At 44.7% G+C, this 12813-nt stretch carries 12 protein-coding genes and 1 other annotated feature; of the genes, 9 read left to right on the forward strand and 3 right to left on the reverse strand.

The window, feature by feature from the left end:
• Nucleotides 1–29 precede the first annotated feature (29 nt).
• Nucleotides 30–1100, forward strand: coding sequence for a spore coat protein YsxE (ysxE, locus tag ASU00_RS00800; protein ID WP_057911547.1), 1071 nt, complete (start codon nucleotides 30–32; stop codon nucleotides 1098–1100).
• A 56-nt stretch (nucleotides 1101–1156) separates the two neighbouring features.
• Here the strand turns inward: ysxE and ASU00_RS00805 are convergent, their stop codons facing one another.
• Nucleotides 1157–1348 carry a hypothetical protein gene (locus ASU00_RS00805; protein WP_057911548.1) on the reverse strand — a complete coding sequence of 64 codons (192 nt, stop codon included), beginning with the start codon at nucleotides 1346–1348 and terminating at the stop codon, nucleotides 1157–1159.
• Between the two features lie 239 nt (nucleotides 1349–1587).
• Nucleotides 1588–1817 (forward strand) — a binding site (T-box leader).
• 43 nt (nucleotides 1818–1860) lie between these two features.
• Between ASU00_RS00805 and ASU00_RS00815 the strand changes: the two genes are divergently transcribed.
• Nucleotides 1861–4512: a valine--tRNA ligase gene (locus ASU00_RS00815; RefSeq protein WP_057911550.1), complete on the forward strand. Its 2652-nt coding sequence runs from the start codon at nucleotides 1861–1863 to the stop codon at nucleotides 4510–4512.
• A 50-nt stretch (nucleotides 4513–4562) separates the two neighbouring features.
• Here ASU00_RS00815 and ASU00_RS00820 read toward each other — a convergent pair whose 3' ends face one another.
• Nucleotides 4563–5411: an ATP-grasp domain-containing protein gene (locus ASU00_RS00820; RefSeq protein WP_057911551.1), complete on the reverse strand. Its 849-nt coding sequence runs from the start codon at nucleotides 5409–5411 to the stop codon at nucleotides 4563–4565.
• Nucleotides 5380–6321, reverse strand: coding sequence for an ATP-grasp domain-containing protein (locus tag ASU00_RS00825; RefSeq protein ID WP_082630096.1), 942 nt, complete (start codon nucleotides 6319–6321; stop codon nucleotides 5380–5382). Before ASU00_RS00825 ends, ASU00_RS00820 begins: the two co-directional genes overlap by 32 nt.
• Nucleotides 6322–6420: 99 nt before the next feature.
• Between ASU00_RS00825 and ASU00_RS00830 the strand changes: the two genes are divergently transcribed.
• The 7 genes from ASU00_RS00830 to ASU00_RS00855 all read left to right on the forward strand — a co-directional run bounded on the left by ASU00_RS00830 (nucleotide 6421) and on the right by ASU00_RS00855 (nucleotide 12716).
• Nucleotides 6421–7710, forward strand: coding sequence for a bifunctional folylpolyglutamate synthase/dihydrofolate synthase (locus tag ASU00_RS00830; RefSeq protein WP_057911552.1), 1290 nt, complete (start codon nucleotides 6421–6423; stop codon nucleotides 7708–7710).
• A 192-nt stretch (nucleotides 7711–7902) separates the two neighbouring features.
• A complete protein-coding gene (locus tag ASU00_RS26595; RefSeq protein ID WP_269085294.1) occupies nucleotides 7903–8028 on the forward strand; it encodes a hypothetical protein in 126 nt (41 codons plus the stop codon).
• A complete protein-coding gene (locus tag ASU00_RS00835; protein ID WP_057911553.1) occupies nucleotides 8025–8777 on the forward strand; it encodes a prepilin peptidase in 753 nt (250 codons plus the stop codon). Before ASU00_RS26595 ends, ASU00_RS00835 begins: the two co-directional genes overlap by 4 nt.
• A gap of 307 nt (nucleotides 8778–9084) precedes the next feature.
• Nucleotides 9085–10056: a hypothetical protein gene (locus ASU00_RS00840; RefSeq protein WP_057911554.1), complete on the forward strand. Its 972-nt coding sequence runs from the start codon at nucleotides 9085–9087 to the stop codon at nucleotides 10054–10056.
• A gap of 191 nt (nucleotides 10057–10247) precedes the next feature.
• The gene (locus ASU00_RS00845) at nucleotides 10248–10817 is read left to right on the forward strand and encodes a Maf family protein (RefSeq protein ID WP_057911555.1); all 570 of its coding nucleotides are present in this window, start codon (nucleotides 10248–10250) and stop codon (nucleotides 10815–10817) included.
• A gap of 58 nt (nucleotides 10818–10875) precedes the next feature.
• On the forward strand, nucleotides 10876–11550 hold the full coding sequence (gene radC / locus ASU00_RS00850; protein ID WP_057911830.1) for a RadC family protein: 675 nt from the start codon (nucleotides 10876–10878) through the stop codon (nucleotides 11548–11550).
• A gap of 146 nt (nucleotides 11551–11696) precedes the next feature.
• Complete coding sequence (locus ASU00_RS00855) at nucleotides 11697–12716, forward strand: rod shape-determining protein (protein WP_057911556.1); 1020 nt, start codon at nucleotides 11697–11699, stop codon at nucleotides 12714–12716.
• The last annotated feature ends 97 nt before the right edge of the window (nucleotides 12717–12813 follow it).

The following is a 12813-nucleotide window of genomic DNA, read 5'->3' on the forward strand; positions in this document are numbered from 1 at the left end:
AGTTTTTTTAGAGAAGGTGAGTGAGTCTCGTGAGGGAAAACGAGAATCAGCAGTCGGTTAATCGGGATCGGGACACGGAAACCGTCTTGAAGGAATATGCCCTTTATGTACAATATGTTGAGGATTTCGGACGGGTGAAGAAAGTATACAGTGATCGAGGTACGTTTGCTTTGAAATCGATAGTGCCGCATAATGGCATTGATTTTATTAAAAATGTCCAAAAGCTATATCATCGCGGTTATAATCGGATCGTTCCCATCTATCAAACGATGGATCAACGTTATGCCGTCCTCCATAATGGCCGGTTGTATTACCTGATGCCCTGGTTGAACAATGAAAAAGATGGGGAGCGTGATGAAAAGCATAAGCAAATGTTCAGGGAGCTTGCCCGAATGCATACGCTGACCGTAAAAGAAATACAAGCGGACATGGAAGAAAGGGAAGCTCATTATGAGCGGACGCTTGATGCCTGGAACAATGAGAAGGACTTTATCGATGAGTATATTGTCAGTTGTGAAAAGAAATGGTATATGTCACCGTTCGAAATGACGGTATGTTCGTTCTTCACTGATATGTCACAAGCACTGAAGTACTCGATTAAGAAGTTTGAAACGTGGTATGAAAAAACGAAGGAAAGTGAAAAAGTGCGAACCGTGGTTACTCATGGGAAGATTTCCCTTAAGCATTTCGTTTATGATGAACGCGGATACGGGTATTTCATCAATTTCGAGAATTCGAATACGGCGCCGCCTCATTTCGATTTATTGCCTTTTCTCGTTAAGTCGGCGAGGACCTATCCCGTTCAATGTGACGACTGCGTTGACTGGCTATATAACTACATGCGCTATTTTCCGCTGAAGGAAGAAGAATTGCTGCTCATGCAAAGCTATCTTGCTTTTCCTGGGTCTGCTTTGGAATTGGTGAAGGGATATTCGGACGGCAGGTCGCAGCGTTCAGAACTGGATCATGTCACCCAACTGCAGCGTCAATTCTGGTTACTGAAGAACATTGAATATATGGTGATGAAAATCGAGGAAATCGAACAGCAGAAAAAAGCGGCTGCCGAGGCTGCCAAAGAAGAACAATCACCCTCAAGCTAAATATACATGATTGGATCATCTCCAGTCATGTATATTTTTTTGCTGTCAGGGAATAATTAAATCCATTCGAAATAGAAGGACATGGCCAGGAAAATGAATGCGACCAACAGCAGCATATCAAAGAAAGTCGGGAAAATCAGGGTCCGTATTCCTTGGAATACGATGAAGGGAACGATGAACTGCTGGCAAACACCGCGGAATCTTTTCATCCAAGGTGGTAAAGTATAGGGAGTATATCTTCGCTTCATATTTATTACCTTCCTTTTTAGGACTTCTTATACTTTATGGGTCGTTAGTGGAAAAGGTGAGAAAGACGTCACAGTGATCATTATAGGAGGATACTATGAAGAAAGAGGCAGGGCCAACGGATGGAATATAGGAAGTGACCTGTTTCTTAAATAAAGTGAATGAAAAGATGATTGACTGTAGCCCTATATTTTTTGTACTATATACTATATGCATTCAATGATTTTACATATGAATAAAAATCAATGCTAAGACCGGAAATAGTAAGATGAAATGCACTTTTCAGAGAGGAAGCCAATTGGTGGGAGGTTTCCAGGTAGCAGCATCCGAAGTCGTCCGCGAGCAGTTTTCGTGAAAGATCTTTAGTAGCGAAGGCCGGTGAAGAGCCGTTATCCGTTTTGAGAGCCGAAAGAGAAACTTTTCTTTTTCGGAAAAAAGGTGGCACCGCGAACAACTTCCTTCGTCCTTTTAAGATGATGGAAGTTTTTTTTATGCCCAAAAAGGAGGAAAAGATATGGAAGAGAACCAAATTTCGATGCCGACTAAATATGATCCGCAGACGATAGAGAAAGGCCGCTACAAATGGTGGCTTGATGGAAAGTTTTTCGAAACGACAGGTGACGATAAGAAAGAACCTTATACGATTGTCATCCCGCCACCGAACGTGACAGGCAAGCTGCATCTTGGCCACGCTTGGGATACGACACTTCAAGATATATTAACACGCATGAAAAGGATGCAGGGCTTTGATGTTTTATGGTTGCCGGGTATGGACCATGCCGGTATCGCCACTCAAGCGAAAGTTGAACAGAAACTTCGTGCCGAAGGCGTAAGCCGTTATGACCTTGGTCGTGAAAAGTTCGTTGAAGAAACATGGAAATGGAAGGAAGAATATGCGAGCCATATCCGTGAACAGTGGGCAAAGCTTGGGCTTGGGCTTGATTATTCCCGTGAACGTTTCACGCTTGATGAGGGGCTTTCAAAAGCGGTCCGCGAAGTTTTCGTTTCCCTTTATAATAAGAACTTGATTTACCGCGGCGAATACATCATCAACTGGGACCCATCAACGAAAACGGCGTTATCGGATATTGAGGTCATTTACAAAGATGTTCAAGGTGCGTTTTACCATATGAAATATCCGTTAGTAGACGGATCAGGTGAAATTGAAATAGCGACGACCCGTCCGGAAACGATGCTTGGCGATACGGCGGTTGCTGTACACCCTGAAGATGATCGGTATAAACACTTGATCGGCAAAATGGTTCGCCTGCCAATTACTGGCCGGGAAATCCCGATTGTCGGTGATGATTATGTCGATATGGAATTCGGTTCCGGTGCGGTGAAAATTACACCGGCTCATGATCCGAATGACTTTGAAATCGGGAATCGTCACAATCTGGAACGAATCCTTGTCATGAATGAAGATGGCTCCATGAATGAAAAAGCCGGAAAATATGATGGTATGGATCGTTTTGACTGCCGTAAACAAATCGTCAAAGATCTTCAGGAAGAAGGAGTACTATTCAAAATCGAAGATCACCTGCACTCAGTCGGACATTCAGAAAGAAGCGGAGCAGTTGTCGAGCCCTATCTTTCAACGCAATGGTTCGTTAAAATGCAGCCACTGGCTGATGCATCGGTTGAGCTTCAAAAAGGTTCCGATGATGAAAAAGTCCATTTCGTTCCAGATCGTTTCGAAAAAACGTATCTGCACTGGATGGAAAACATTCGTGACTGGTGCATTTCCCGTCAGCTATGGTGGGGCCACCGCATTCCAGCCTGGTACCATAAAGAAACTGGCGAAGTATATGTAGGACATGAAGAGCCTGCGGATGCGGAGAACTGGGAACAAGATACAGACGTTCTCGACACATGGTTCAGCTCGGCTTTATGGCCGTTCTCGACTATGGGCTGGCCTGATGCGGACAGTATCGATTTCAAACGATACTACCCAACCGGGGCGCTTGTGACTGGCTACGATATCATTTTCTTCTGGGTATCGCGGATGATTTTCCAAGCTCTTGAGTTTACGGGTGAACGTCCTTTTGAAGATGTGTTGATTCACGGTCTTGTTCGCGACGAACAGGGACGCAAAATGAGTAAATCGCTTGGCAATGGTGTTGATCCGATGGATGTCATCGATCAATACGGCGCCGATTCCTTACGTTACTTCTTATCCACCGGCAGCTCACCAGGTCAGGACCTTCGTTACAGTACCGAAAAAGTGGAAGCGGTTTGGAACTTCTCCAATAAGATTTGGAACGCATCGCGGTTTGCTTTGATGAACATGAACGGCATGACGTACGATGAAATCGATTTAAGCGGTGAAAAATCAGTAGCCGATAAATGGATTTTGACTCGTTTGAATGAAACGATCACGAACGTGACGAGACTTGCGGACCGTTATGAATTCGGTGAAGTCGGCCGTGTGCTTTATAACTTCATTTGGGATGACTTCTGTGATTGGTATATTGAAATGGCGAAGCTTCCATTATACGGTGAAGATGAAGCGGCAAAGAAAACGACGCGCTCAATCTTGGCCTACGTGCTAGATAACACGATGAGATTGTTACACCCGTTCATGCCATTCATCACTGAGGAAATCTGGCAGAACCTTCCTCATCAAGGAGAGTCGATCACGGTAGCCGCTTGGCCGGAAGTGAACGAAGAATTGACGGATACGGCTGCAGCCGAGGAAATGAAGCTGCTTGTTGAAATCATCCGCTCCGTCCGTAACATCCGTGCTGAGGTGAACACGCCGCTCAGCAAGAAAATCAATTTGATTTTAAAAGCGAAGGACGAATCAATCTTAGGCACATTGCAGAAAAACAGCAGCTATATCGAGCGTTTCTGTAATCCTGAACAATTGACGATCGGCATGGAAGTCGAAGAGCCGGCTCAGGCGATGACGGCTGTCGTAACCGGAGTGGAGTTGATCCTTCCGCTGACAGGGCTGATCAATATCGACGAAGAAGTGAAACGTCTTGAAAAGGAACTCGACAAACTTAATAAAGAAGTGGAACGCGTACAGAAAAAATTAGGCAACGAGGGCTTCGTGAAAAAGGCGCCAGCGAGCGTCATCGAAGAAGAACGTGCCAAAGAAAAAGACTATAGCGATAAACGCGACTCGGTGATTCACCGGATCAATGAACTGAAACAACTGTAAAATAAAAAAAGGATGAACTCAGCTTTTGCTGGGTTCATCCTTTTTACGTCCTAAATGGAGGCAGAGATTCTTTCATTTATGAATGTGAGGTACTCTCTTACGATATTCAAGTCGCTAAGGGCACTTAACGTCCTGCTGCCGACAACATCCTCGATTTCATTGAGCATCAAGCTGCCGTCTTCGGCAAAGATGAAATCGATTCCGACCAGGCCAAAATCGAACGCTTCCATTACTCTTTCAACAAGAACTAAATCGGATGCAGTCAGCTCGTATAAGGATGCTGTCCCGCCTAACGTATAATTCGCCTTGAAGCTGGAAGCTGATTCGCGGAGCACGGCAGCCTTCACTTCGTTACCGATTACAAAAACGCGGATATCTCTACCGAATAAGCCAGGTTTTTGGACAAGCCAATTTCCGTCTTTCAATTCGGCAAGATCTCTAGCGTGCTGAATTAAAAATACTTGTTTCCCGCCGCGCCCATTAGTTTCTTTAGCGATGAAGGGGAAGTCCATATCATCAGCACTCGGCCTACCTTGGCAATACACGGTATCAGCCATCGGAATTCCGAGTGGAGTCAAATATTGATGCGTCTTCGCTTTGTCATTCACGATTTCCGATACGAAAGAGGAGTTAAAGCAAGCGATCCCCATTTGCTCCAGCTGTCTCGTGAAAAAAGGATCGATGGTCCGCACGATGGCGAAGGCTGGCAATGTGATGGGTTTGAGCACATGTTCCACGTATAATTCATTGAAGCGATGGCCGATCCGTAGGTCCTCACGATGGTAGAAATGCAAATCAAGATCGAGTCTACTGGCCTCGTCCAGCATCCATTCTATGTATCCTTTATTGTTTACGGCATCCTCGCGGTTATAAATTAGCCAGCCTGTTTTTTTTGTCATCTGAAGTACTTCCTTTTCCTAATATGTTCAACATATAATCAAACATGCTATCAGCGATGTTGATGCCGGTGCATTCATATATATTCAGTAAATGCGAGTTCGAATTCACCTCGCACAAAAGCGGACCATCTTCACCAAACAATAAATCGACGCCGGCAAATGAGGCACCGAGAATCTTGGCACACCGGATCGCAAGCTTTGCCTCTTCCTTCGTGGGAGTGTATGGTTCAGCCCTGCCGCCAGCAGTCATGTTGGCTCGGAAGTCATGCTCGGAATGGCGTTGCATAGCAGCAACGACTTGATCGCCGACGACATTGACACGAATGTCCCGGCCTTTACTATGATTGATGAATTCCTGGATGATGAATGGTTTGTGGCCAAGCTGAAGGATCGTCTTGAGCAGATCTTCCTCCGTTTGGATCAAATAAACTTGTTCCCCAAAAGAACCATAAGACTCCTTGACGATAAGCGGGAATCCAAGTTCGCTCCCGATCTGTTTAAAAACATCCATATTTACCCTTTTGATACCCTCATACGTGAAAGGGGGGAAGACAGTCTTTGGCATCGGTATGTTATGTCCTGCCAAGGCTTGATGCGTTTTCGCTTTGCTGTCGCAAATGTCGATCGCGGTACTGCTGTTATATACCGGAAGGCCGAGCAATTCCAAATGGTGTGCCAAATGAATGTCTTTATCCATGAACAGCACAAAATCCGGCAGCATTTCAGACGTTCCTTTAAGTAATGGAACCCCTTTTTCTATGACGGGAATAAGATCTGAATTACGGATTAAGGTTGCCTTGATTTTTTTTCTTTCAGCCGCTTCTTTAATGAACAAAGCCAATCTGGAAAATTTATCATGCTGTAAATAGCCATTCACGACGATCCAACAGTGAAGCACAGAAGTTTTCATGAAATAACACTACCTTTCATCTAGGTTAATCGTTCATATATTGATAAAATAATCTTAACGCATAAGAGCGGTATAAAGATAGAGGAGGCTCGATGATTAATGGCAACGACCATGAACGAAATCAATCATTTTTTTGAACGGCGCCAAGTTCAATTAGGCATGAATTTTGGCCTGTCACGCATGGAGGCACTATTAAGTAAACTAGGCAATCCGCATGAAGGGCTAACATATATTCATATTGCGGGTTCGAATGGGAAAGGCTCAACACTTCAGTATATTAAGGAAATTTTGATGGCAGAAGGAGGAGGCAAGGTGGCTTCCTTCACATCTCCCTATTTAATACGCATGAATGAGCAGCTAAAGATAAATGCAGATGAAATTAGCGATAACGATTTCATTGCTGTGTTCCGTGAACTTGGGCCGTTCATCGAAGAGATGGATCAGGCAGGGAATGGTCCCACCCAATTCGAAATATTGACAGCGATGGCGTTCTCTTATTTTAGCAAAAAGGAAGTCGATGTAGTTTTAATGGAAACGGGACTTGGAGGCAGGCTCGATACAACCAATGTCATCAAGCCGTTACTTTCGATCATTACCTCGATATCATTGGAGCATACGAATATCCTCGGTGACACCTTAGCGGAAATCGCTTCAGAGAAGGCGGGCATCATCAAGACCGGGGCAGGAGTCATAAGCGGAGTGACGGCGAAAGAACCGGCCGACGTGATCGAAGCAAAGGCGGATGCAGTCGGCGCCCCATATTACCTAGTAGGCAAGGATTTTCATTTAGCAGATGTCAAGAAAAGCGAAAGCAGACAAAGCTTCTCGTTTTCACTTGGAAATAAGACTATCGAACATATAGAAATGAACATGTTAGGATACCATCAAATCGAGAATGCAGCATTAGCCATTGCTGCTGTCTTAATTGCCATGGAGCATATCGATGAAAAAAGCATTCGCAAAGGGATAGCGGAAGCGAAATGGGATGGCCGGTTTGAAAAGGTATCCAATGAACCTTTGGTGATCCTTGATGGTGCCCATAATCCTGCAGGCATCGAGGCACTCATTGATACGCTGAAGGTGCATTACCCTGAATATAAGTACCGATTCGTTTTCAGCTCATTTAAGGATAAAAATTATGCTCAGATGCTTCGTGACCTTGAAGGAAATGCGCTTGAAATCATCATTACCGAATTTGTCCATGATCGGGCGGCGGATGCGCAGACGCTTTATGAAGCATCTCATCACGACAATAAACGGTTAATCAAGAATTGGCAGGAGGCAATTACGGAGGGAAAACGGAAAACAGGGAATAAGGAGGTTCTTGTCATCGCCGGGTCCCTGCATTTCCTTTCACTTGTGAGGGCATTCCTGTCTGTTGGCTTGTAGGCAATATGGGCAGCAACAAAGAAACGAATCTGGCTTTTCATCGCCCTTCATCACGTTTTTTAGCAACCAAATCCACGTTTATTTGTTAAAATAGGCTTATAAATTGTTCCTAGCTGAATCGAATCGACAGAGAATGTGAGAAGTTTACTGAAAGAGCAGGCATGAAGATAAAATACGGGAGGATGAATGACGATGAATAACCGTAGTGATTGTCGTGAGGTTATTGTCCTGGCAAAAGAATGGGCCATGCGGGTGAAGGATTTTGTAAGAATGAGTTTTGGGAATCCAGTAATTCGGAAGTACACGTTACATAAATGATGGCTATCCATATTTATCTCCTCGTACTTGGCTTGATCTTAGGCTCGTTTTTTAATGTCGTCGGTTTAAGTGTTCCAGTAAGTCAACCATTTGTGAACCGTCGCTCCGCTTGCCCCTCCTGTGGGCGTACCTTGACATTCTTCGAGTTGATTCCTGTGATTTCCTATGTAGTGCAAGGTGCAAAATGCCGGGGCTGTGAAGCTAGGATATCCCCTCTTTACCCGATCGTGGAAATGCTGACAGGCATATTATTCGTCTCAGCTCCGATATTCCTGGGCTGGTCGGGCGAGCTTTTCATTTGCTGGACATTGATTTCGTTATTCATGATCATCTTTGTGTCCGATGTCATCTACATGCTCATACCTGATAAAATCCTGATCTTCTTTATGGTGCTTTTTATTGCTTTGAGAGTATCTTTCCCGCTGTCTCTCTGGTGGGATTCGCTAGCTGGGGCGGCAATCGGCTTCGCCCTCCTGCTCTTGATCGCCGTAGTGAGCAAGGGCGGCATGGGTGGCGGGGATATCAAACTGTTTGCCGTGATCGGCTTTGCGCTGGGTACGAAACTAGTGCTATTATCCTTGCTGTTTGCCTGCTTTTATGGTGCATTTTTTGGCATCATCGGGATGCTCAGCGGCGTTCTAAAAAAGAAAACCGTGATTCCATTCGGACCGTACATCGTTTTCGGAACATTGACGGCATATTTTTGGGGCGATTACATTGTGCGTTCGTATGTAAGCTACCTAAGATGAGTGTAAAGGACCATTTTAGAAAAAGGGGGAATTTGTCAAAATGCCCCTCGGTCCACGCTGCCAGTGAATTTCCCCCATTCGGTTATAGGTGAACATCGAGAAATTCGATCGTCCGTCATTTTTGGGGCATGGATATGGATGCGGCAATGAACCAGAAGTACCAGTGACTAAGAAGATATAGGTAATCTACTAGTCAGTGAAAGGGAAATTTGACGAAACCTATTAATGACAAGACGACAAAAGTCTTGTTATTTTTTTTTTGCACTATGATAGGATGGAAAAAATGAACTGGAGAGGAGGAAAAAAAGTGGGCAAGTCAGGAAAAAGCAAAGGTGTCACGATTAAAATCAATGGGGAAGAAAAAGTATTTGCCGATAATAATAGAATCGAAAGCGAAGAGGCAGCGAGTGAAGAGCAGGAGCATCAAGATGAGAGTTTTGAATGGATACTTCCTGATGAGGCGAATGAGAACAAGATTGTATTGGTCCCTTCCCCAAAAAAGAAGAAAATGCCGAAGCTCATCGGTTTTGGTGCCAGCTCAAGGAAGGGCTCGGATAAAAGGCCAGTTAAGACCTTTTTGATCGCTGTCATATGTGCCGTGTTTTTTGGGTCGATTCTTGGCTTGATCGCCGTTAAAACGATCACGAGGGAAAAAGCCGCGGTTCCCACACTCGAGACACCCATTTCAACGAAAGCCCCGGTTGAGGATAAAAAAGCGGCAGTGAAGGAGAATGGAGCCGAGCTGAAAACATTCCTTGTGCAGGGTGGAGTATTCAGCACCGAGGATGCTGCCAAGCAGATACAAAAGAAAATCTTGGATAAGCAAGTTCCCGCTGAAATTTTCAAACTGGAAGAAAGCTATTATTTATTCCTGGGGTCGGCAGAGAGTCTAGCTTCAAGCAAAGATCTGGCCTTGTTCTTAAAGTCCTATGATGTCGACGTTTATTGGAAGGAAATCAATCTTGAAGCAAATGGAAAAAGCGAGGTGGATGAAAAAACCCTCGACAAGATGAAGATGGTCTATGCTTCGTTAGCGGAAATATCCGCGGCCAAGCTACGTGGTAAGGAAGCGACTGTAAACAAAGAAGCGTTGAAAAAAAACCTGAACGAGCTGAAGGCGGAGAAAGTATCGAAAGAGTTATCTAAAATGAATGCCGACCTAACTGCTGCGGCAGAGGCGATTACCGAGTTTGAGAGCTCCAAAAAGGAAGACAAGCTCCTGGAGGCACAAGGAAGCCTTCTGGATTTTTTATTGAATTACCAAAGTGCATCAAGTTAACTGATGAAACAGGGAGCTATCCAAGCGGACAAGCTCCCCACCAAGAAACGGTCAGATGACAGTTTTTTTTATTTTCCGGGAAATACTTAGCCGGGATTGTCGATTCCTAGTAAACAATAATTGTGGATTGCCTGATAATTTGATAGGATAGGTATGTATCTCCCTATGTAAAGAAAGGTGACCTTTTAATTATGCAGCCATTGATTTTAGCTTCTTCATCACCACGTCGTAAAGAACTTCTGCAATTCCTACAAATCCCCTTTGAAAGCATGAATTCCAATGTCGATGAAAGTATTGATGATACCATGTGTCCAGATGCTGCGGTGAAAGAGCTTGCCTCCCGTAAAGCCAAGGCGATATTAGCAAGATTTCAGGAAAGCTGGGTAATCGGCTCGGACACGGTTGTCGTCCTTGATGGAAAGATATTAGGCAAGCCAACAAGCCGCGCGGATGGAAAAAGGATGCTGGAGATGTTATCGGGTCGGACACATGAGGTTTATACAGGTGTTGCCATCTTATTCGGTAAGCATTGCAAAGTATTCGCGGAAAAAACGGAAGTGACATTTTGGGAGCTGCCAGAAGCTGAAATCGAACGTTATCTGGATAGCGGGGAACCTTTTGATAAAGCCGGCGGTTATGGGATACAAGGATACGGGTCCCTGCTTGTCAAACAAATCAAAGGGGATTATTTCTCTGTCGTCGGGCTTCCGGTTTCAAGATTGGCCCGTGAGCTCAAGGCGATGCAGGCAGATTTCGGCTAAGTGGATTTCTGCTTTGGCATCTCCCTTTTATGGGAGGGCGGATGTTTTGAGTGAAAAAATGTTAATAAGGGATTACCCGAAAGAAGAGAGGCCACGCGAAAGGTTTTTGCAAGACGGACCAGAAAGCCTCTCCAACCAGGAGTTGCTTGCGCTGCTATTAAGGACGGGTACAAAGGAAGAATCCGTACTGCAATTAGCCGGCAGGCTCATCAATTCCGTCAAAGGCCTGCGTCTGCTAAAAGAAGCCTCCGTGGAAGAATTGACCGGGATCAAAGGAATAGGAGAAGCGAAGGCGATTCATATTCTAGCTTCTGTGGAACTTGGCAGGAGGATGAACCAATTGAATGATCAAGATCGCTATGTGATTCGTTCTCCTGAAGACGGGGCCAATTACTGCATGGAAGAAATGCGGTTTTTGTCCCAGGAACATTTCGTCTGCCTTTATTTAAATACGAAAAATCAAGTGCTTCAAAAAACGACGGTCTTCATCGGCAGCCTCAATGCCTCGATCGTGCACCCACGGGAGGTTTTCAAAGAAGCTTTCAGAAGGTCTGCCGCCTCTATCATCTGTCTTCATAACCACCCCTCCGGAGACCCCACTCCTAGCAGAGAAGATATTGAAGTGACGAAAAGATTAGTCGAATGTGGTAGAATTATCGGGATTGAAGTATTGGACCACATCATTATCGGGGAGCATAAATATGTTAGTTTGAAGGAAAAAGGTTATTTATGACACTATCAAAATTTTTGACGATACGATATAATATTGTTTATGATTTTTAAAAGAGGAAACTTTTTCAAAACTCTTATTGTCAAAAAACGACAAATTACAACTTGAACTTATAAAAAGGCATTTTTGTTTACGAAAGGGAGATACCAATGTTTGGAATAGGCGCTAGAGATATAGGGATTGATTTAGGAACGGCTAACACGCTTGTATATGTGAAAGGAAAAGGGATTGCAGTTCGCGAACCATCCGTCGTCGCGGTGCAAACCGATACAAAGCAAATCGTGGCAGTCGGAAATGATGCAAAAAACATGATCGGCCGTACACCTGGAAACGTGGTTGCACTTCGTCCGATGAAAGACGGCGTAATTGCCGATTATGAAACGACGGCAACAATGATGAAGTATTATATGAAAGAAGCCCAAAAAAAGGGTGTATTCGGTAACAAGCCATATGTCATGATTTGCGTACCTTCTGGAATTACGGCAGTTGAGCAGCGTGCAGTCATTGATGCAGCTAGACAAGCTGGGGCACGTGATGCCTATCCTATCGAAGAACCGTTTGCGGCAGCGATCGGGGCAGACCTTCCTGTTTGGGAGCCTACAGGCAGCATGGTCGTCGATATCGGCGGAGGAACGACGGAAGTGGCGATCATCTCCCTTGGCGGAATCGTTACGAGCCAATCCATCCGCATTGCCGGAGATGAAATGGATGATGCCATTATCGTCTACATACGCAAAAACTACAATTTGATGATCGGTGAGCGTACCGCGGAAGCGATTAAAATGGAAATTGGTTCTGCCGGTGACACGGAAGGCGTCGAAAACATGGAAATTCGCGGTCGTGACTTATTGACTGGATTGCCAAAGACGATTGAAATTACAGCTGAGGAAATATCCAAAGCATTGAGCGATACGGTTACTGCGATTGTGGATTCCGTGAAAAACACGCTCGAAAAAACACCACCTGAATTGGCTGCTGACATCATGGATAGAGGAATTGTGTTGACAGGCGGAGGAGCACTACTGCGCAATCTGGATAAAGTCATCAGTGAAGAAACGCAAATGCCGGTAATCATTGCCGAAAATCCGCTGGATTGTGTAGCGATCGGCACGGGGAAAGCATTGGACCACATTCACTTATTCAAAACTAAATCAAGAGATTCCCGATAAGCACAACTTCTCAAATAGGAGCCGGCTCAACAAAAGGTTGCAATTTTGAGCCGGTTTTTCTTATGTCCAAGCTGCTTAATGAACAGGTAGCGAAGGC

Source organism: Peribacillus muralis (assembly GCF_001439925.1).
GTDB classification, from domain to species: domain Bacteria; phylum Bacillota; class Bacilli; order Bacillales; family DSM-1321; genus Peribacillus; species Peribacillus muralis.